This is a genomic window from Paucibacter aquatile (assembly GCF_002885975.1).
Taxonomy (GTDB): Bacteria; Pseudomonadota; Gammaproteobacteria; order Burkholderiales; family Burkholderiaceae_C; genus Paucibacter_A; species Paucibacter_A aquatilis.
Genome location: NZ_POSP01000003.1, coordinates 3,103,553 through 3,121,894 on the forward strand (window position 1 = coordinate 3,103,553; position 18,342 = coordinate 3,121,894).

15 protein-coding genes are annotated in these 18,342 nt (G+C 69.7%); 11 read left to right on the forward strand and 4 right to left on the reverse strand.

The genetic code is table 11. The annotated features are described in order from the left end of the window. The first annotated feature begins 44 nt into the window (after window positions 1–44). Window positions 45–2,546, forward strand: coding sequence for a tetratricopeptide repeat protein (locus tag C1O66_RS24640; RefSeq protein WP_102768883.1), 2,502 nt, complete (start codon window positions 45–47; stop codon window positions 2,544–2,546). Here C1O66_RS24640 and C1O66_RS16485 read toward each other — a convergent pair whose 3' ends face one another. Continuing rightward, window positions 2,547–3,248, reverse strand: a complete 702-nt coding sequence (locus C1O66_RS16485) for a nitroreductase family protein (RefSeq protein WP_243392832.1) — start codon at window positions 3,246–3,248, stop codon at window positions 2,547–2,549. It lies immediately after the preceding gene. 187 nt (window positions 3,249–3,435) lie between these two features. On the opposite strand from C1O66_RS16485, the gene proC reads away from it, so the two are divergent. The 4 genes from proC (at window position 3,436) to C1O66_RS16505 (ending at window position 6,728) form a co-directional block, all read left to right on the forward strand. After that, window positions 3,436–4,251 carry a pyrroline-5-carboxylate reductase gene (proC, locus tag C1O66_RS16490; protein WP_102768884.1) on the forward strand — a complete coding sequence of 272 codons (816 nt, stop codon included), beginning with the start codon at window positions 3,436–3,438 and terminating at the stop codon, window positions 4,249–4,251. Between the two features lie 63 nt (window positions 4,252–4,314). Next, window positions 4,315–4,887: a chorismate--pyruvate lyase family protein gene (locus tag C1O66_RS16495; protein WP_165794645.1), complete on the forward strand. Its 573-nt coding sequence runs from the start codon at window positions 4,315–4,317 to the stop codon at window positions 4,885–4,887. Window positions 4,888–4,929: 42 nt separating this feature from the next. Next, the gene (locus C1O66_RS16500; RefSeq protein ID WP_207795971.1) at window positions 4,930–5,664 is read left to right on the forward strand and encodes a hypothetical protein; all 735 of its coding nucleotides are present in this window, start codon (window positions 4,930–4,932) and stop codon (window positions 5,662–5,664) included. Between the two features lie 20 nt (window positions 5,665–5,684). Continuing rightward, a complete protein-coding gene (locus C1O66_RS16505; RefSeq protein ID WP_165794646.1) occupies window positions 5,685–6,728 on the forward strand; it encodes a Gfo/Idh/MocA family protein in 1,044 nt (347 codons plus the stop codon). Here the strand turns inward: C1O66_RS16505 and pyrF are convergent. Beyond that, on the reverse strand, window positions 6,713–7,477 hold the full coding sequence (gene pyrF / locus C1O66_RS16510; RefSeq protein WP_102768887.1) for an orotidine-5'-phosphate decarboxylase: 765 nt from the start codon (window positions 7,475–7,477) through the stop codon (window positions 6,713–6,715). The genes C1O66_RS16505 and pyrF overlap by 16 nt on opposite strands. Before the next feature lie 46 nt (window positions 7,478–7,523). Between pyrF and C1O66_RS16515 the strand changes: the two genes are divergently transcribed. The 4 genes from C1O66_RS16515 to C1O66_RS16530 all read left to right on the forward strand — a co-directional run bounded on the left by C1O66_RS16515 (window position 7,524) and on the right by C1O66_RS16530 (window position 15,340). Beyond that, entirely contained in the window at window positions 7,524–8,063 is a 540-nt protein-coding gene (locus C1O66_RS16515; protein ID WP_165794647.1) for an RNA polymerase sigma factor, read from the forward strand. Then, complete coding sequence (locus C1O66_RS16520) at window positions 8,060–9,103, forward strand: FecR family protein (RefSeq protein ID WP_102768889.1); 1,044 nt, start codon at window positions 8,060–8,062, stop codon at window positions 9,101–9,103. Before C1O66_RS16515 ends, C1O66_RS16520 begins: the two co-directional genes overlap by 4 nt. 120 nt (window positions 9,104–9,223) lie before the next feature. Next, window positions 9,224–12,529: a TonB-dependent receptor gene (locus C1O66_RS16525; RefSeq protein WP_133155254.1), complete on the forward strand. Its 3,306-nt coding sequence runs from the start codon at window positions 9,224–9,226 to the stop codon at window positions 12,527–12,529. 171 nt (window positions 12,530–12,700) lie between these two features. Continuing rightward, window positions 12,701–15,340 (forward strand): zinc-dependent metalloprotease, encoded by a 2,640-nt coding sequence (locus C1O66_RS16530; protein WP_102768891.1) that lies wholly within the window; start codon window positions 12,701–12,703, stop codon window positions 15,338–15,340. 41 nt (window positions 15,341–15,381) lie between these two features. On the opposite strand, the gene ubiA is transcribed toward C1O66_RS16530, so the two are convergent. Further along, a complete protein-coding gene (ubiA, locus tag C1O66_RS16535; protein ID WP_102768892.1) occupies window positions 15,382–16,287 on the reverse strand; it encodes a 4-hydroxybenzoate octaprenyltransferase in 906 nt (301 codons plus the stop codon). A 126-nt stretch (window positions 16,288–16,413) separates the two neighbouring features. On the opposite strand from ubiA, the gene C1O66_RS16540 reads away from it, so the two are divergent. Continuing rightward, entirely contained in the window at window positions 16,414–16,971 is a 558-nt protein-coding gene (locus C1O66_RS16540; protein WP_102769698.1) for a sigma-70 family RNA polymerase sigma factor, read from the forward strand. Then, window positions 16,968–17,213 carry a zf-HC2 domain-containing protein gene (locus tag C1O66_RS16545; RefSeq protein WP_102768893.1) on the forward strand — a complete coding sequence of 82 codons (246 nt, stop codon included), beginning with the start codon at window positions 16,968–16,970 and terminating at the stop codon, window positions 17,211–17,213. Before C1O66_RS16540 ends, C1O66_RS16545 begins: the two co-directional genes overlap by 4 nt. Here the strand turns inward: C1O66_RS16545 and mnmH are convergent. After that, a complete protein-coding gene (gene mnmH, locus C1O66_RS16550) occupies window positions 17,204–18,274 on the reverse strand; it encodes a tRNA 2-selenouridine(34) synthase MnmH (RefSeq protein WP_102768894.1) in 1,071 nt (356 codons plus the stop codon). The two genes, C1O66_RS16545 and mnmH, sit on opposite strands and share 10 nt — an antisense overlap. Window positions 18,275–18,342: the final 68 nt, after the last annotated feature.

Here is an 18,342-nt window from a genome sequence, read left to right on the forward strand (position 1 = left end):
GCAGCCGCGGGCGGCAACGCGGCATTGCTGGCTGGTTTGCACTGATGCGCCGCCTGCCCCTGCTTCGCCAGGTCTGTCATTCGGGCCTGGTCGGCTTGGCCCTGGTTGCCAGTGGATTGCCAGCCCCGGCCCAGCCCCCGGGGGCAGCCCGGGCGCAAGCCGAAGCGGCGCCGCTCAGTGCCCCCGCCCTCCAGCGTCTGCGCCAGCAGCTGCAGCAGCAGGACTACCGCGCGGCTCAGCCGCAGCTGCAGACTTTGCTGCGCCGCCATGCGGCCGGGCAGGCCTTGGGCAGTGGCGAGGGCGAGCTGATGTATCGCTGGTTGTTTGCAAGCGAGAACCTGGCCGAGGTGGGGCGGCGCACGGCGGCGGTGCTGGAGGAAGGCAGCGCCGCCACGGCCGCCGATTTGCTGGCGGCGGCGCGCCTGGCCCTGGATCTGCGCGAGCTGGACCGGGCCGAGGTGTGCTTGCAGCGGGCGCTAGCGCAGGCTCGCAGCGTGGCCGAGCGGGCGGCGGTCTTGCGCGGTCAGGGCCAGCTGGCCTACCAGCGGCGCAACTACGATGGCGCCCTCGCACTGCATCAGCAGGCCCTGGCCTTGCAGCCCAGTGCCGATGGCGAGCAGGCCTTGGCCGAGACCTTGATCCGCCTGGGCCGCACGGCCGATGCCGTGGCCGCCGCCGAGCGTGCTGTGGCCCTGGACCCCTTGCACGAGCAGGCGCATTACCACCTGGGCAATGGTTATGCCCGCAAGAACTACAGCGAGCTGGCGGCCGAGTCACCGGCCGCTTTTGCCGCCGCCAACACCTTGATCCGCCGCGCTGCGCGCTCCTTTGACCGCGGCGATCTGCTGGCCGCGCGCCGCCTGGCCGCCAGCGCTCTGGCGCGCTGCCCCGGCCATGGCCGTGCCCATGCCGTGCTGGCCAAGGCCATCGAAGGCCTGCGCCTGCGCCAGGACCCGCACCGGGCCGCCGATGAAGCCCGCTTTGCCGCCACACCCATGCCCCAGGTGCCCGCCATCGAGCGCTATGTGCTGAACTGGGCCCAGCTCTCGCCGCGCCATCAGAAGCGCGTGGCTCTGTCGCTGGCGCCCTGGAAGGCCTTCATTCCGGTGCTGGTCGAGGGTGGCGCCACGCATTTCATCAAGCCTCTGGACATGCGCCTGTCCGAAACCCCTGGCGCGCAAGCACTCAAGGACCAGCGCATCGGCTACGACTCGCGGCTTTGGGACGATGTGCGCGGCATGGGCGGCTTCAACACCGTGACCGGCATCGAGGACGTGGAACGCTCCATCTTCGGCCGTTACAACACCGTGCTGCATGAGCTCAGCCACCAGGTCCACGGCGTGCTGACGGCCGACACGGCCCGCGAGATCCAGGAGCTCTACCGCCGCGCCAAGCTGCGCGATGAGCGCAGCAAGAATGCGTTCTTGTCGCGTTATGCCGGCGGCTCGGTCTGGGAGTATTTCGCCGAGGGCGCCAATGCCCTCGACTCGCCACGCCGCGACGCCTTCGACACGCGCGAGATCGTGCGTGAGCGCCTGCAGGCCATGGACCCCGAGCTGCAGGCCCTGGTGCAGCGCCTCTTCGATCAGACCGACACCCGTGCCAGCCTGCCCATCGCCTTGGTCAACGCCGGCCACCACCGGCTGGAGTCGGGCGAGTTGCCCGCCGCGCGCGGCTTTTTCGAGCGCGCCCGCGCCGTGGCGCCGCAGGACGAGCTGGTGCTGACGGCATCGCTCTACGGTGCCTCGCTGGCCGGTGACGCCGCGGCGGTGCACCAACTCGCGGCCGAGCTGCAGAGCCGCTATCCGCGCAGCGGCGCCGTGCTCACCTCAGTCCTGGACGCGCTGTGGCACAGCGGCCAGCCCCTGGCCGAATTGACGGCCCAACTCAGTGCACAAGCCCAGGGCTTGACGGGCGAAGACCGCCAGCGGGTCGACCTGGCCCTGGGCGCCCACCAGCTGCGCCTGGGCGCGGCCGCGCCGGCCCTGGCCGCGTTTGAGTCGGCCCTGGCCTATCAGAGCGACAGCCCCGAGGCCCTCTGGGGCAAGGCCGCCGCCCTGGCCCAGGCCGAGCGCTGGGACGAGGCCTTTGCCGTCTACGAGCAGGCGCTGCGCCTGCGCACCGGCCTGGTGGAGCTGCGCCGCGATCTGGCCCGCGATCTTTTGCGCGCCGGCCGGCTGGAGCCCGCCCGTGCCCAGCTCAAGGAAGCCGCGCTGCTGGACCCCAAGGATGCCGGCGTGCTGGCGTTGCAGGCCTGGGCTTCGCTGTTGAGCGGCGATGCCGCTTCAGCCCTGCGCCAGGCCGAGGCCGCGCGGGCCCTGGACCCCTGGGCTGACCTGGCCCTGATCATCCAGGGCGCCGCCCAGGCCCGCCTGGGCCGGCCCGAGCAGGCGGCAGCCAGCTGGGCGCCGCTGCGTCAGCGCCATGCCGACGCCGCCAGCGGGCCGCGTTACGTCTACCGCGCCGCGGCCTCGGGCTGGGTGTCGGTCAACGAGCAGCCGGCCTGGGAGCGGCGCCTGCTGGAGCAGTTGGCCGGCGGCTCCTGATCAGAGCCAGCTGCTGATCGCCGCCAGCGGCTTCTTGATGCCACCATGCACCGGCACCAGGCAGCCCGGCTTGGGGTAGCCCACGACCAGCAGGATGACGGGCTTCTCCGATTCCGGCCGGCCGCAGATCTTGCTCAGAAAGCCCATGGGGCTGGGCGTGTGGGTGAGGGTGGCGAGGCCGGCGTCGTGCAGGGCGCTGATCAAGAAGCCGGTGGCGATGCCCACCGACTCGGGCACGTAGTAGTGGCTGAAGCGCTCGCCCTGGGCGTCGATGCCGTACTTCTGCGCAAAGATGGCGATCAGCAGCGGCGCCTCGTCCAGAAAAGGCTTGTTGGCATCGGTGCCCAGCGGCGCCAGGGCGCGCAGCCATTCTTCGGGCGCGCGGCCGTTGTAGAAGGTGCGCTCTTCTTCCTCGGCCTCGATGCGGATCTGGTGCTTGATGGCCGGATCGCTGATGACGGCGAAATGCCAGGGCTGCTGGTTGGCGCCCGAGGGCGCGGTGCCGGCGGCGAGCAGGCATTGCTCGATCACCTCGCGCGGCACGGGCCGGCTGTCGTAATCGCGCACGGTGCGGCGGCGCAGCAGCTGCTGGTAGTTTCGGCGGGCGCGCTCGATCATCTGTTCGGGCGGCAGCTCCTGAAAGGCGGGCAGAGCCTCCATGGCGGGGGCGGGCCGCTCCTGTTGAATCGTCGTTTCGGTCATGGCTGAGTTCTCCTCCGTCGCGCCTCGGGGTTTGGACTGTGGATCGGCTGCGCATGCAGCCGGGGCGAGGCGAACGACCCGGAGAGCCTAGCGGGGCGCCTGCGGCTTGACCATCGGGGCTCGGCCTGAGTCGGCCTGAGCCCGGCCTACACTTCATGCCTTCCATCGATACAAGACGGCAAGCGCCATGAGTTCTCCCATTGCTTTCATCGGCGGCGGCAATATGGCCAGCGCCATCATCGGCGGTTTGCTGCGCGCCGGGCTCAAGCCGGACCGGGTCTGGGTGGTCGAGCCTTACGAGCCGCAGCGCGCCCGCCTGCAGACGGATTTCCCCGGCCTCCATGTGCTGGCGGCGGCCGAGCCCAGCCTGGCCGAGGCCAGCCTGGTGGTCTGGGCCGTCAAGCCCCAGCTGTTCGGGGAGGCGGCCGCGCCGCTGGCCGGCCTGCTTCAGGGCGCCCTGCACCTGTCGGTGATGGCCGGCATCCGCAGCGACACCCTGGCGGCCAAGACCGGCAGTGAGCGCATCGTCCGCGCCATGCCCAACACCCCGGCCCTGATCGGCCAGGGCATCGCCGGCCTGTTCGCTCGCGCTGCCGTGTCGGCCGAAGACCGCGCCCGGGTCGAGCAGGTGCTGGCGCCCACCGGCCGCAGCCTCTGGGTCGAGGCCGAGGCGGATCTGGACGCCGTCACCGCCTTGTCGGGCTCGGGCCCGGCCTACTTCTTCTACATCGTCGAGGCCATGACGGCCGCGGCGGTGGACATGGGCTTGAGCGAAGCCCAGGGCCGCGAGCTGGCCCTGGCCACCTGCGGCGGTGCCGCCGCCCTGGGCCTGGCGTCGAGCGAATCGCCCACCGTGCTGCGCGAGCGGGTCACCTCCAAGGGCGGCACCACCTTTGCGGCCATCAGCAGCCTGCAGGCCGACCAGGTCGGCGCTGCAGTCCAGCGGGCCGTGCGGGCGGCGCAGCAGCGGGCCCGTGAGCTGGGCGACGAATTTGCGGGCTGAGCCGGTGCAGGACCTGACCCCCAACACGCGCCGGCCCCTGTCGCCGGGCCTGAGGACCGCATCTTGGGCATAGCCAGCCGCGACAGTTTGCGCAAATGGCTGCATGCGCCGGGTTCGCTGAGCCGGCGCCTGGCGCGCCTGGGTGAACGTTTCGAGGTGACGGTGCTGAGCCAGCGCACTGCGCCGCTGCGGGCGGCCGAGCTCAAGGCCCTGGGCCTGCCGCGCCGCGGCTGCACGGTGGTGCGCGAGGTCATTCTCAGCGTCGATGGCCGGCCCCTGGTCTGGGCCCGTTCCAGCCTGCACCAGAGCGCCCTGGCCGGCCCATGGCGTGCGCTCAAGGGCCTGGGCCCGCGCCCGCTGGCCAATTTGCTCTATGCCGACCCCCGGGTGCGGCGCAGCGAGCTGCAGCCGCGCCGCCTGTCCCGCCATGGTCACACCCGCCGGCAGATGCAAAAGCAGTGGTTGGCCGCCACGGGCAGCCCCGCATCGGCTCAAATGTTGTGGTCACGCAACTCTGTTTTCAGCCGCTGCGGCGCTCAGTTACGGGTGATGGAGCTATTTGTGCCGGAACTGGCCGGAAATATGCCGACAGTTGGTCGCGTTAGGTGTGTAAAGAGGCGTAACAATAGGCCCTAGAATAAAAGGTAGGGAGGTTCATCAGCTGTTTTGAGGAATCTCATGAAAACTCGTGACGTCGTCATTTTCAGCGGCCAGCGCTTCGCAGTGCCGCAATGTATTCAGCGTATCGACCACCAGTCGACGCACGGTTGGCAGCTGCGTTATGGCGGCACCAAACTTTTCTCTGACCACTCGCAAGATGGCAGCGGCGCCGCCGCAGCGCTGGCAGAGGCTACCAAGGCCTTGCTGAGCCGCATTGCCACCATGCCGGCGCCCTCGCGCCTGCAACGCCGCCCCAGCGGCAACAAGGGCAGTGGTCTGCCGGTCGGTATCTCCGGCCCCATCGTTCGTCAACGTGCCAGCAGCCGCGTCCGCGACTGCAGCTTTGCCGTGTCTCTGCCGCGTTTTGGCGGCGCGCCGCGCGGCCGCAGCGTCTACATCGGCACCGAGAACACCTACACGGTGGAGAAGTACCAAGCCGCCCTGGCCAAGGCCGTGGCCCTGCGTGAATCGGCCGAAGAAGCCTACCAACGCGCGGCCACCCGCGCCAAGCGCGCCGAGGCCAAGGTCCTGAAGGAGCAGCTGAAGTCCATCCTGGCGGCGGCTCCGGCGGCCAAGGCCAGCAAGGCCAGCAAGGCCAAGCCGGCCGCCAAGGCTGCACCGAAGGCCGCTCCCAAGGCCGTCAAGCCCGCTGCCAAGCCCGCTGCCAAGACGACAGCAGTGAAGGCGGCGGCAAAAGCTCCGGTCAAGCCCGTCGCCCGCAAGGCCGCCGGCAAAGCCGCTGCGCGCGCCTGAGCGCCGGTGCTGAGCCGCCCGTGAGCGAGGCGCAGCCAGCCCTGCGCTGGGCGGTGGTCGGCCCCGGCAATATCGCCGGGCGCTTCGTTCAGGCCCTGCAGGGCCTGCCCGATCAAGAGCTGAGCCTGATCCTGGGCCGTGACCTGGCCCGGGCGCGGTCCTTTGCCTCGGCCCACCGCGCTGCGGGCCGGCACGAGCCGCGCCTGCAGCAGGCCGCGGGCGAGGCACAGCTGCGCGCCGCCCTCAGCAGCCCCGACATCGACGCCGTCTACATCGCCACGCCCCATGCCCAGCATGGCGAGGCGGTGGCCGCGGCTTTGCAGGCCGGCAAGGCCGTGCTCTGTGAAAAGCCGCTGGTGCCGGGTCTTGCCCAGGCCCGGCCCTTGCTGGCCCTGGCGCAAGCGCGCCAGGCCTTTCTGATGGAAGCGCTCTGGACCCGCTTTCTGCCCGTCTACGCCCAAGTGCAGCAATGGCTGCAGGCCGGCCTGATCGGGCCGCTGCGAGGCGTCCAGTCCAGCTTTTGTTTCTCCATTCCTTTCGATGCCCAGAGCCGCTGCTTCGACCCGGCCCTGGCCGGCGGCGCGCTGCTGGACATCGGCATCTACAACCTCAGCATGACGCGCTGGGTCTTGCAGCAGGCGCTGGGCGCATGCCCCGAGCCGCTGCGGATGGAGGCGCAGGCGGTGCTGGCGCCCACCGGCGTGGACCAGCGCCTGGCCGCCACCCTGCATTTCCCCGGTGGCATCAGCTCGCAGTTCGTCTGTGCCTTCGATGGCATGGCCGACAACGGCCTGCGCATCTTTGGCGAGCGCGGTCTGATCGAGCTGCCCCAGCAGTTCTGGGAAGCCACCGAGGCCCGCCTGACCCTGGCCGGCCAGGCGCCACAGACCGTGCACCTGCCTTTCCAGATCAACGGTTTTGAAGGCGAAATCCTCGAAGTCAGCCGTTGCCTGCGCGCCGGCCTGACCGAGAGCCCCCAGATGCCGCTGTCCGAAACCCTGGCCACCCTGGCCTGGATGGACGCCTTGCGCACCCAGGTGGGCGTGCGCTACCCCTTCGACTGAGGTGGTCCCGATACCTCGGGTCCTGTCGCGGCAAGCCATCCTCTAGCAAACTCAGCCCGCGCCTGCGCCCAAGCTTCAGCCGGGTCGGTCGCCTGGCTGATGCTGCGGCCCAGGATGATGTGGCTGGCGCCTGCGGCGGCGGCCTGGGCGGGGCTGACGACGCGGGCCTGGTCGTTGGCGGCGGTGCCGGGCAGCTGGATGCCGGGTGTCACGCGCAGTAGGTGGGCGGGCAGAACCGGGCGAAGCAAAGGCAGCTCCTGCGCCGAGGCGACGATGCCATGGCAGCCACAGTCGGCCGCCAGAAGCGCCAGGCGCAGCACCTGCGCATCCACCGCCGCGGGCAGGCCGATCTCGGGCAAATCGGTGTCGCGCAGACTGGTGATCACGGTCAGGGCCAGGACCTGGAGCTGCGGAAACTCCTCGGCGGCGGCGACCGCGGCGCGCAGCACGGCGCTGCCGGCCGAAGCGTGCACGGTCACCAGGCTGGCACCCAGGCGCCCGGCGGCGCGCACGCCGGCCGCCACCGAGTTTGGAATCTCGTGCAGCTTGAGGTCGAGAAACAGGCGGTGGCCTTGCGCCCGGAGTTGTGCCACCCAGGCCGGGCCGACGCTGCACAAGGTCTGCAAACCGATCTTCAGCGCCCGCGGCCCGCCGCCGAGACGGGCGAGCACACGCTGGGCCTGGGCTTCGGAATCGACGTCAAGGGCGAGGATCAGGGCCTCGTCGAGCGGCCAGGGCGAGCTGTGCATGCCGCATTGTGGCCCGGCATCCGGGATGGCATATAGTCGCCGCCCCATGAGCCTTCTCGACATCTACCGCGCCCGCCGCAAGTTGCTGGAACGTTATGTTCAGCGCCTGCTGGGCAATGCCGATGAGGCGGCCGAGGTGTCGCAGGAGGCGTTCTTGCGCGTCTATGCCGCCGAGCTGGGCGAGCAGACACCGGTCAGCGAGGCCTTGCTCTACACGGTGGCGCGCAATCTGGCTTTGACGGAGCTGCGCAAGCGCATCGCTCGCGCCACCGACGCTGTGGGGGAATGGGACGACTTGCGCGTTGAGGACACGGGGCCCAGTGTGGAAGCCCTGATCCAACAACGTCAGCGCGTGGCGGCCGTGGAAGCAGCCATGGCGCGCATGGCGCCCAAATGCCTGGAAGTGTTTCGCATGCGCAAGGTCGACAATCTCTCGCACGCCGAGATTGCGCGCCGCCTGGACATTTCGCCCAAGACGGTGGAGCGCCACATCACGCGTGCCTTGCAGCTCTGTCACGAGGCCATGGCCGAACATGATGGCGAGCTTCAGCAGCAGCAGCAGCGCCGGGAGGGCCAGCGCCGATGAGCCACAGCCCCGACCTGCCGACACCGGCCGAAGGCCAGGTGCTGCCCTTCGGGCGCCAGGCCGATCCGGCCGAGGAGGCGCGCCGCTGGGTGGTGCGCATCGACGCCGGCGAGCTCGGCGCGGCGGAGCGCCAGCAGCTCAAGGACTGGCTGGCGCGCGATCCGGCCCATGCCCGCCTGCTCGATGAGCACGCGCTGATCTGGGCGGCGGCCGGTCAGGCGCGCTTCCCTGAAGCACCGGCCCAGCCGGCCCCGGCGCGCGCGGCACGGCCCCGCCGCCCCTGGCTCTGGGCCTCGGCCGTCGGTGGCCTGGCGGGCGCCTGCCTGCTGCTGGTGCTGATGCTGCGTCAGCCCTGGGCCGAGGCGCCGCCCGAGCGCCAGTTCGCCGCCAATCACGCCACGCCGGTGGGGCAGCAGCAGGTCTTGCTGCTGCCGGATGGCTCGCGCACCGAGCTCAATGCCGCCTCGTCCTTGGGCGTGGTCTACGGCGAGTCGCGCCGGCGCGTGGTGCTGGAGCGGGGCGTGGGTCTGTTCGAGGTGGCCAAGGACAAGAGCCGGCCTTTCGAGGTGGTGGCCGGCCACACCGTGGTGCGGGCCGTGGGCACGCGCTTCCTGGTGCAGCGCCACCGCGACGGCAGCGTCGAGGTGACGGTTTACGAGGGTGTGGTCGAGCTGCGCAAGGCGGCCAAGGCCGAGGGTGAGCCCGATGCTCAGCCTCTGCGCCTGGGTGCCGGCCAGGTGGCGCTGGACCAGCTGCGCCAGACCCAGCTCTCGCTGGCCTCGCCGGCCGAGCTGGAGCGCAAGCTGGCCTGGCAGCAGGGCCGCATCGTCTTCGACAACAGCAGCCTGGGCCTGGCGCTGGAAGAGGTCAACCGCTACAGCGCCGAGCCCATCGAGCTGGCCGACCCGACGCTGCAGGATCTGCGCATCTCGGGCGCCTTTGCCACGCGCGATGTGGCCGTGTTCCTGCGCAGCCTGGAGCAGGGCTTCGGCCTCAAGGTGAAGCTGCAGGACCAGCGCTGGCGCATCAGTCGAATTTGACATTTGCTAGCGCGGAAAACCGATATCAGGGTTTGTCCTTTGGGGGTGGGTGATCGTTGGCGCGTCGACACAGCAGTTGTGCGCGACGCCCGAACCACCTTGTCTTTTGGAGCCCTGATCTTGCAGCCCCGATTCCGTTCTTTTGACCTCCGTCCCCTGGCCCTGTCCGCCGCCCTGGCGCTGCAGCTGCCGGCCCAGGCTCAAGCCCAGCCTGCGGCTGGCGCCGATGCCGCCGCCGCCAAGCCCCAGGCCATTGAGATTCCCGCCCAGCCGGCCGCGCAGGCCTTGCAGGCCTTCGTCAAGCAGCTGAACTTCCAGCTGCTCTACGCCCCCGAGCTGCTGCGCGGCCTCAACAGCAAGGCCGTCAGCGGCGTGATGAGCCCGCGTGAGGCGCTGGCCCGCCTGCTGGAAGGCAGCGGCCTGCAGATCATCGACACCGGCCCTAACGCCGCCACGCTGCGGGCTGCCGGTGGCCCGGCGCCGGGCCCGCGCGCGTCGGCCGCCTCGGCCGCTGCCGAGCTGGGCCGCGGCGGCGACAGCGCCGAGACGCCTGAGCCGCGCCGCCCGGCGCCGGTGCTGGCCGAAGCCGCCACCCGCGTGCACAGCTTTGACCTGGCCGCCGGTGATGCGCTGGAGACGGTGCAGCAGGCGGCGCGCCTGGCCGGGGTCTCGGTCAGCTTCAAGGAGAACGAACTCAGCGGCGTGCGCACCAACCGCATCAGTGGCGAGTTCACCACCTTGCAGGCCTTTCAGCGCCTACTCGCCGACACCCGCCTGGCCGTGGGCGTGCAAGTGGCCACCGGCGAGTATGTGGTGCGGCGCCTGGAGACCATCGGGCGCGTCGAGGTCACGGGTTCGCACCTGCGCTCCATCCTCGGCGAGCAGGGCGTCAATCCGGTCACGGTGCTGACGCGCCAGGAGATCGAGCGCTCCGGCGTCACCACCCTGGCCGAGCTGCGCAATCTGATCCCGCAGCTCTCGGTCGGCGCATCGGCCAGCTTTGACGGCAACAGCTCGCGCGGCGCGCCGGACGGCCGCCTGCTCTTCGACCTGCGCGGCCTGGGCGCCGGCAACACCCTGATCCTGGTCGATGGCATGCGCCTGCCCAAGACCGGCTCGCGCACCGTGGCCGAGGCCTATGAGGCGACCGGCATTCCGATGTCGGCCATCGAGCGCGTGGAAGTGCTGCTCGGCGGCGGCAGCGCCATCTACGGCGCCGATGCCGTAGGCGGCGTGGTCAACATCATCACCCGCAAGCGCTACTCGGGCACCGAGCTCGAGTACGCGCGTGACAACACCGTCGATCGCGATGCCGCCAATGACCGCCTGGCGCTGAGCCATGCCTTCCGCAAGGGCAGCTTTTCGGCGCGCGGCATGCTGTCCGTCGAGCAGCAGAACGCGCTGGCCCTGCGCGACCGCGAGTGGCTGGCCTCGGACGACCGCCGCCCCTGGGGCGGCGCGGACAACACCAGGAACAACGCGCCCATTGGCGGCATGGTCAGCGCGGTCAGCGGCCAGCTGCCGGGCATCGGGGCGTCCACGGCCTTTATTCCTGCCGGCGCCAATGGCAGCACAGCCACGGTCAAGGACTTCGCCGGCGCCGCTGCAACCGAGCGTTATGACGCGGCCAAGTACCTGAACGCGATCAACCCCTACACCCGCAAGGTGGCCAATCTGTATGCCGACTACCAGTTCGCCCCCTGGGCCACGCTGTATGCCAGCTACAACTGGTCGCGCAATGAATCGGAGGCGCCCGGCGATCCGGTGCGTCTGAACACCCGCATCCCCGCCGGCTATCCGGGCAACCCCTTTGGCGTGCCCATCATGGTGGACAAGTACCTGTGGGAGCAGGGCACACCGGCGCGCCACTACCGCTATTCGCAGCAATCGACCACCCTGGGTGTGCGCGGCGATCTGCCCGGGGATTGGCGCTATCACTTCAGCCTGGCTGATGCGCGCAGCAACCCCGAGCTGCCCGAGGGTGTCTACCAGTTCGACGGCGGCAAGCTGACCGCCGCCATCAACAGCGCCAGCAAACCGGTGCTGCTGCACGACAGCCTGGCCTTGCAGGGCACGGGCAAGGGCCCCAATGCGGCTGGTGTGCTCGAGGCCCTGTATTTCCAAGATGCGCGCCAGGACCAGCCGCGCACCCGCAGCACGGCGCTGGCGCTGGACGGCCCGATCTGGCAGCTGCCGGCTGGCCCGGTGAATCTGGCCCTGGGGGCCGAGCAGCGTGTCGAATCGGTCAAGTTCTTCAACAGCTCGACCCTGTCCAGCGGGTCTGAGGCGGCCGAGCCCAAGCAGGACCGCAAGGTCGATGCGCAGTACCTGGAAGTGGCGATCCCGCTGCTGTCCACCAAGTCCGATCTGCGCCTGCCTTTTGCCCACACCTTGACCGTCACCGGTGCGGTGCGGCGCGACCACTACAACGACTTCGGTGCCGCCACCAAGCCGCAGTACGGCCTGCTTTTCAAGCCCACGGCCTGGCTGGCCCTGCGCGCCTCGCACAACGAGGCCTTTCGGGTGCCCTATCTGATCGACATCACGCGGCCGCGCTTTGTCAGCAACCAGAGCGTGCCGGCCACCGGCAGCAGCGCCCTGATCGACACCTACCGCAAGAACGAGGCCTTTGTCGGCGTGCTGCCCACCACCGTGGGCGGCAACCCCAATCTCAAGCCCGAGACCTCCACCCACCGCAATATCGGCCTGGTGTTCGAGGCCCCTTGGGAGGCGGCCAAGGGCTTCTCGCTGTCGGTCGACCGCTGGCAGTCGGAGATCCTCGATCGCGTCGGCAGCCTGACCCGCCAGGAGCGCCTGCTCTACTTCCCCGAGACCTACACGCGCGCGCCGCTGAGCGCTGCGGATGCCGCCGCCGGCTACACCGTGGGCCGCATCAACGGGGTGGACAACAGCTCCATGAACATCGCCAAGTTCCGCAGCTCGGGCTACGACTACGCGCTGCGCTTCCAGCGCAACACCAGCTGGGGCGAGTTCATCCTGAGCAGCAAGATCACCAAGACCGATCGCCTGGAAAGCATGGCCACACCGGCCGCCACGCCCAGCCCCTACGTTTCGGCCCGGCTGCGCCCGACCCGCTCGGTCAGCAGCCTGAGCTGGAGCTACCGTGGCCTGGGCGCCAGCGTGACCATGATCCGCCAGGCTGGCTTCCCGGTCAGCCTGTTCCCGCCCGTGGTCGACTACCCCAAGACACAGCAGTTCAACACCAATGTCTGGTACGACTTCGGCACCGGCGGGCTGCACGACCGCGAGGGCTGGCTCGGCCATTGGCTGCACAACACGCGGCTTTCCTTCGGCCTGATCAATGCGCTGGACACCGCCCCGCCGCTGAGCCCCACGGGCAATGTCAACGGCAGCGTCGACCCGCGCATGCTGCGCTACACCTTCACCCTGCGCAAACGCTTCTAACGCGGAGCCCTCGGGCTGCTGCCGTGCGCCGGCGCGGCCCGCAGACCACCCCGCTCCAAGCCCAAGCCCCCAGCCCCAACCCCGAGGTGGCCGCCCAGAACAGGCCGGCGCCTTGCGGGCGAGACCGGGCGCACCCTTTGATTTCTCTCCCCACCCCTGCCTGCCCCAACCATGAAGCACTCACACCCCACCCACTCTCCCTTCGCGCGCAGCCTGCTGGCCCTGGCCGCCGGCCTGGCCCTGAGCAGCAGCGCCCTGGCCCAGGACGCACCCGCGCCCACCCCGACGCCGGCGGCTGCTGCTGATGCCGCCGCAGCCGCGGCCAAGCCAGGCGCCCCGGCCGGCCCCGAGGCCGCGCTCGAGCCCAAGCCCTACGACAAGGTGATCACCAAGGAGGCCAAGACCCAGAAGGGCTTGATCACCCTGCACAGCGTCAAGCAAAAGCTGTACTTCGAGATTCCCAAGAAGCTGCTCGACAAGCAGCTGCTGATGGTGGCCAATGCCACCGCCGTGCCCTCCGATGTGGACCATGTCGGCAAGTCGCTCAACCAGGAGGTGGTGCGCTTCAGCCTCAAGGGCAACAAGGTCTACTTCCATGCGGTGGACCATGCCTTCGTCTCGGGCTCGGACCGGCCCAATGCCGAGGCGGTGCGCGACTCGCAGCGCGACGCCATCCTGCTGGCCTTCAATGTCGAGAGCTTCGCGGCCGATGGCGCGCCGGTGATCGAGGTCAGCCGCCTGTTCACCTCCGAGGTCGGTGATTTCAGCGCCCGCCGCCTGATCCAGGGCACCTCGCTCGATGCCTCGCGCAGCTTTGTGGAAAGCAGCCGCGCCTTCCCGGGCAGCCTGCGCATCGACGCCGTCCACACCTACAGCGCCCCGGCCATGGTCCAGACGCCCATGGGCCCGATGAAGGCGCCGCCGCATTTCCCGGCCCGCTCGGCCACCATGAACCTGGCCTACAGCCTGGTGGAGCTGCCCGAGCCGGCCATGATGCCGCGCCTGATGGACGATCGCATCGGCTACTTCTATGTCAGCCGCACCGATTTCGGCAGCGACCGCCATGGCGTCGAGCGCGAGCGCCTGATCACCCGCTGGCGCCTGGAAAAGAAGGACCCGGCGGCGGCCCTGAGCGAGCCGGTCAAGCCCATCATCTGGTACATCGACAAGAGCACGCCGACCGCCCTGGTGCCCTACGTCAAGAAGGGCATCGAGGCCTGGAATGTGGCTTTCGAGGCCGCCGGCTTCAAGAATGCCGTACAGGCCCGGCCCTTCCCGAGCAAGGAAGAAGACCCCGAGTTCGACCCCGAGGACGTGCGCTACAGCATCATCCGTTGGGTGCCCTCGTCCATCCCGAATGCCTACGGCCCGCACCTCAGCGACCCCCGCAGCGGCGAGATCCTGAACGCCAACATCGTGATGTATCACAACATCCAGAAGATCCTGCGTGACTGGTACATCACGCAGGCCGGTGCCGTCGATCCGCGCGCCCAGCAGCTGCCCCTGCCGGACGACCTGATGGGCGATCTGGTGGCCTATGTGGTGACGCATGAGGTCGGCCACTCGCTGGGCTTTCAGCACAATATGAAGGCCAGCTCGCAGTACCCCTTCGAGAAGCTGCGCGATGCGAAGTGGCTGTCCACCATGGGCCATGTCTCCTCCATCATGGACTACAGCCGCATGAACTATGTGGTCCAGCCCGAGGACAAGATAGCCCCGGCCCTCCTGATCCCCAAGGTCGGCCCCTACGACATCTACGCCACCCGATGGGGCTACACCCCCATCCCGACGGCCAGCACGCCGGCCGCCGAGAAGCCGGTGCTGGACGCCTGGGCGCGCGAGCAGGATGGCAAGCCCTGGCTGCGCTTCCAGTCGCCCAAGGGCGATGGCGACTACGGCGTGGTGATGGAGGCCGTGGGCGATGCCGACGCGGTGCGCGCCACCGAGCTGGGCACCAAGAACCTGCAGCGCATCGTCAAGAACCTGCCCAAAATGGCCTTGCGCGCCGGCGAGAGCGACCGCGATCTGGAAGATCTGTACAAGGCCGTCTGGGGCCAGTGGCGCAATGAGCTGGGCCATGTGGCCGCGCTGGTGGGCGGATATGACTACCAGAACAAGCATGGCTCGCAGGCCGGCGCCATCAGCCAGCCGGCCAGCAAGGCCCAGCAGGCGCGCGCCGTGGCCCTGATCAACGAGCAGCTGTTCAAGACCCCGAGCTGGTTGTTCGAGCCCGCCGTGGTCGAGCGCCTGACCCCGTCCCTGCCCAGCGGCGCCTTGCTGAACCTGCAGCGCGGCATGCTCAGCCACCTGCTCGATCGCTCGCGCCTGGTGCGACTGCAAGGCCAGGAGAGCGCACTCGGCGAGCGCGCCTACCGCGTCGAGCAGTTGCTGGCCGATCTGCGCGGCGGTGTCTTCGGTGAGTTGGCCCAGGGCAGCAGCCCGCAGGCCGCGCGCCGCAATCTGCAGCGCTCCTACGTCGAGCTGCTGGCCTCACGCCTGGGCGAAGGCGCGGGCATGGACGATGGCCGCGCCCAGATCCGCGCCGAGCTCAAGCGTCTGAGCCAGCGCTTCGCCAGCGCCGCCGGCAGCGCCCGCGACAGCGTGGCGCGCGGCCACTGGGCCGAGCTGGCCGATGCCAGCGCCAAGGCCCTGGATCCCTTGCAGGCCGCTCAGGCCAAGGGTCAGGCCACGGGCCGCGGCTGGCATGAGGACGCGGCGGCGGCCGCCTGCTGGCAGGATCTGTCGGTTGTGGGCTTCTGGCCCGAATCGCCGGAACCGAGCCTCAGCGCCAAGCACGGCCACCGCCACTGAGCCCCAGCCTGGCAGGCCCCGGGCTCAAGCCTCGGGGCCGCTCAGCGCAGCGCCAGGTCGGCCACCGTGCCGGCGAACACCGCCAGACCCAGCCAGTGGTTCTCGCGGAAGGCCTTGAAGCAGCCCTCGCGGCTGCGGTCCTTGATGAGGGTGTAGTGCCACAGCACCTGGGCCGCGGCCACGGCGATGCCCAGCAGAAAGACCCGGCCCAGACCCAGGCGCAGGCCCAGGGCCGTCCAGGCGGCCAGGTAGATGGCGTAGAAGGCCATCACGCCGGCCACGTCGAAGCGGCCCAGGGTCAGGGCCGAGGTCTTGATGCCGATGCGGATGTCGTCGTCGCGGTCCACCATGGCGTATTCGGTGTCGTAGGCCAGCACCCAGAACAGATTGGCCACCAGCAGGGCCCAGGCCGCCAGCGGCACCGAGGCCTGCACGGCGGCCAGGCTCCACTCCGTGCCGCCCAGCGCGGCCGAGAAGGCCATGGGGATGCCGAAGCTGAAGGCCACGCCCAGCACGGCCTGCGGCATGTTGAGCACCCGCTTGGCGTAGGGGTACACCAGGGTCACGGCCAGGGCGGCGAAGGACAGCAGGATGGTGGGCGCATTGGTCGTCAGCACCAGGCCGAAGGCCAGCAGGGCAAGACCTGCCCCTAGGGCCAGGGCTTCCTTCACCGAGACCGCACCGCTGGTGACCGGGCGCTGGGCGGTGCGTTTGACATGCTTGTCGAAATCGCGATCGGCCACATCGTTGACGCAGCAGCCGGCCGAGCGCATCAGGATGGTGCCCAGGGTGAACACCGTCAGCAGATGCCAGCCCGGCCAGCCATCGGCCGCCATCCACAGCGCCGCCAGGGTGGGCCAGAGCAGCAGCAGCCAGCCGGCGGGGCGATCCCAGCGGATCAGGTTCAGGTAGAGCCGAAAACGGGTGGGCGAAGCGTTGGAACTCATGGCGGCGATTGTCGCCGCGGCGCTGCCCGACTTGTGCGCTGACCTATGCGCTGACTTCTGCGCTGTAATGTGGACCAGTCTTTCGCCGACCAAGCGCAAGCTCCATTCCTCGCCACCGGCCTGCCCATGACTCTGGAATCCCAACTCGCGGAACTGCACCAGCCCTTGCTGCGCTTTGCCCAGCTGCAGCTGCGCCAGGACAGCCTGGCCGAGGACGCGGTGTCCGAGACCTTTCTTGCCATTCTGGAAAAGCCCGAGGCCTTTGAAGGCCGCAGCTCGCTGCGCACCTATGCCACCGGCATCCTCAAGTTCAAGATCATCGACCTGCTGCGCAAGCGCGGGCGCGAGGTCCATATTGAACCGCTCGACGAGCAGAGCATGGACGAGGCCCTGGACGCCTTGTTCGCCAGCAGCGGCCATTGGCAGGAGCGGCCTGCCGCCTGGCGCGAGCCCGAGCGGGCGCTGGAGCAGCAGCAGTTCTTCGCCACCTTGCAGGACTGCATCGACCGCCTGCCGGCCAAGGTCGCCCGCGTCTTCATGATGCGCGAGGGCCTGGACCAGGAAGTCGAGGACATCTGCGGCGAGCTGGGCATCACCAGCAACCACTGCGGCGTGATGCTGTACCGGGCGCGCATGTCCTTGCGCGAATGCCTGGACAAGAACTGGTTCGGGGTGGCGCCATGAGTGCCAAGCTGATGCTCGATTGCCGCGAGGTGGCCCGCCTGATCAGCGACCGGCAGGACCGCCCGCTGGCGCCGGCCGAGCGGGCGCAGTTCCGCCTGCACCTGGTGATGTGCCGGAGCTGCCGCACCGTGGATGAGCAGATGGCCTTTTTGCGCGAAGCCATGCGGCGCTTGGGCCAGGCCGAGCTGGAGCCCAAGGAGGCGCGCGAGCCGCGCTCGGCGCCGCCCCGTGCTCAGGACTGAAGCGCCAGCAGGCGCTGCGCCAGCACGCTCAACTGCGCCGGCGCCAGGCCCTCGGCCCGCAGGGCCTGCCGCTGCGGCCACTGCTGGAATTGCGCTGCCTGCGAGCGCGCGTAATGCGGGTCGTAGTGCAGGCGGCAGAGTTCGGCGAACAGGGGCGAAAGCTCGCCGCGGCGCGCCCAGTCCTGCCAGCGATTGACGGTCTCGTGGCCATGGCTGGGCCGCAGGCGGTCCAGGATGCGGGCCAGGCCGGCGCCGTCCTCGCCCAGGTAGGCATAGTCCCGCAGCAGGAACTCCAGCCGTGCTTCGGCCGTGAGCTGCAGCTCGATGCAGGGGCTGTCGCGCAGGCGCGCCAGCAGGCCGCTGGGCAGGCTGAGGCGGCCGATCTTGCGGCTCTCGGCCTCGATGAAAACCGGCCGGCCTCGATCGATGCCGCGCAAGGCGGTGTAGAGCGCCGTGTCGAAGGCCTTCTGTGAAGGCTGGGCCTGGCCCGGCAGCTCGCCCAGCATGGAGCCCTTGTGGCAGGCCAGCGCTTCCAGGTCCAGCACCTGGGCGCCCTGTGCGGCCAGCGCCTGCAGCAGGCGGGTCTTGCCGCTGCCGGTGGGGCCGCAGATCACGCGCAGGGGCAGCTGGGGGCAGAGCAGGTCCAGTTGCGCCATCACATGCTGGCGAAAGCGCTTGTAGCCGCCGGCCAGCTGCTGCGCGTCCCAGCCCACCAGGCGCAGCCACTGCACCATGGAGCCGCTGCGCAGGCCGCCGCGCCAGCAGTAGACCAGGGGCTTCCAGCCGATGGGCTGGTTCTTGAACATGTCGGATTGCAGATGCCGCGCCAGATTGGCCGCCACCATGGCACCGCCGACCCGGCGCGCCTCGAAAGCGCCTTGCTGCTTGTAGAGCGTGCCGACGATGCGCCGCTCCTCGTCGTCCAGCACCGGGCAGTTGATGGCGCCGGGCAGGTGGTCGAGCGCGAACTCGGCCGGCGAGCGGGCATCGATCAGGGCATCGAAAGCGTCGATGTCATCCACATCCACCGGTCCTCGGTGGGCTTTGCCGCCCGCGCTCATGGCTGGGGGCGCGCGGCGCTGAAGGCCGGCTGCGATGGCGGACAAAGAATCATGGTGGCGGGTTCCTG

Excerpts from the sequence above, each read along its gene's own strand:
- C1O66_RS24640 (WP_102768883.1), top strand. The coding sequence starts at position 45 with ATGCGCCGCCTGCCCCTGCTTCGCCAGGTCTGTCATTCGGGCCTGGTC.
- C1O66_RS16485 (WP_243392832.1), bottom strand. The coding sequence starts at position 3,248 with ATGACCGAAACGACGATTCAACAGGAGCGGCCCGCCCCCGCCATGGAG.
- proC (WP_102768884.1), top strand. The coding sequence starts at position 3,436 with ATGAGTTCTCCCATTGCTTTCATCGGCGGCGGCAATATGGCCAGCGCC.
- C1O66_RS16500 (WP_207795971.1), top strand. The coding sequence starts at position 4,930 with ATGAAAACTCGTGACGTCGTCATTTTCAGCGGCCAGCGCTTCGCAGTG.
- pyrF (WP_102768887.1), bottom strand. The coding sequence starts at position 7,477 with ATGCACAGCTCGCCCTGGCCGCTCGACGAGGCCCTGATCCTCGCCCTT.
- C1O66_RS16515 (WP_165794647.1), top strand. The coding sequence starts at position 7,524 with ATGAGCCTTCTCGACATCTACCGCGCCCGCCGCAAGTTGCTGGAACGT.
- C1O66_RS16520 (WP_102768889.1), top strand. The coding sequence starts at position 8,060 with ATGAGCCACAGCCCCGACCTGCCGACACCGGCCGAAGGCCAGGTGCTG.
- C1O66_RS16530 (WP_102768891.1), top strand. The coding sequence starts at position 12,701 with ATGAAGCACTCACACCCCACCCACTCTCCCTTCGCGCGCAGCCTGCTG.
- ubiA (WP_102768892.1), bottom strand. The coding sequence starts at position 16,287 with ATGAGTTCCAACGCTTCGCCCACCCGTTTTCGGCTCTACCTGAACCTG.
- C1O66_RS16540 (WP_102769698.1), top strand. The coding sequence starts at position 16,414 with ATGACTCTGGAATCCCAACTCGCGGAACTGCACCAGCCCTTGCTGCGC.
- C1O66_RS16545 (WP_102768893.1), top strand. The coding sequence starts at position 16,968 with ATGAGTGCCAAGCTGATGCTCGATTGCCGCGAGGTGGCCCGCCTGATC.
- mnmH (WP_102768894.1), bottom strand. The coding sequence starts at position 18,274 with ATGAGCGCGGGCGGCAAAGCCCACCGAGGACCGGTGGATGTGGATGAC.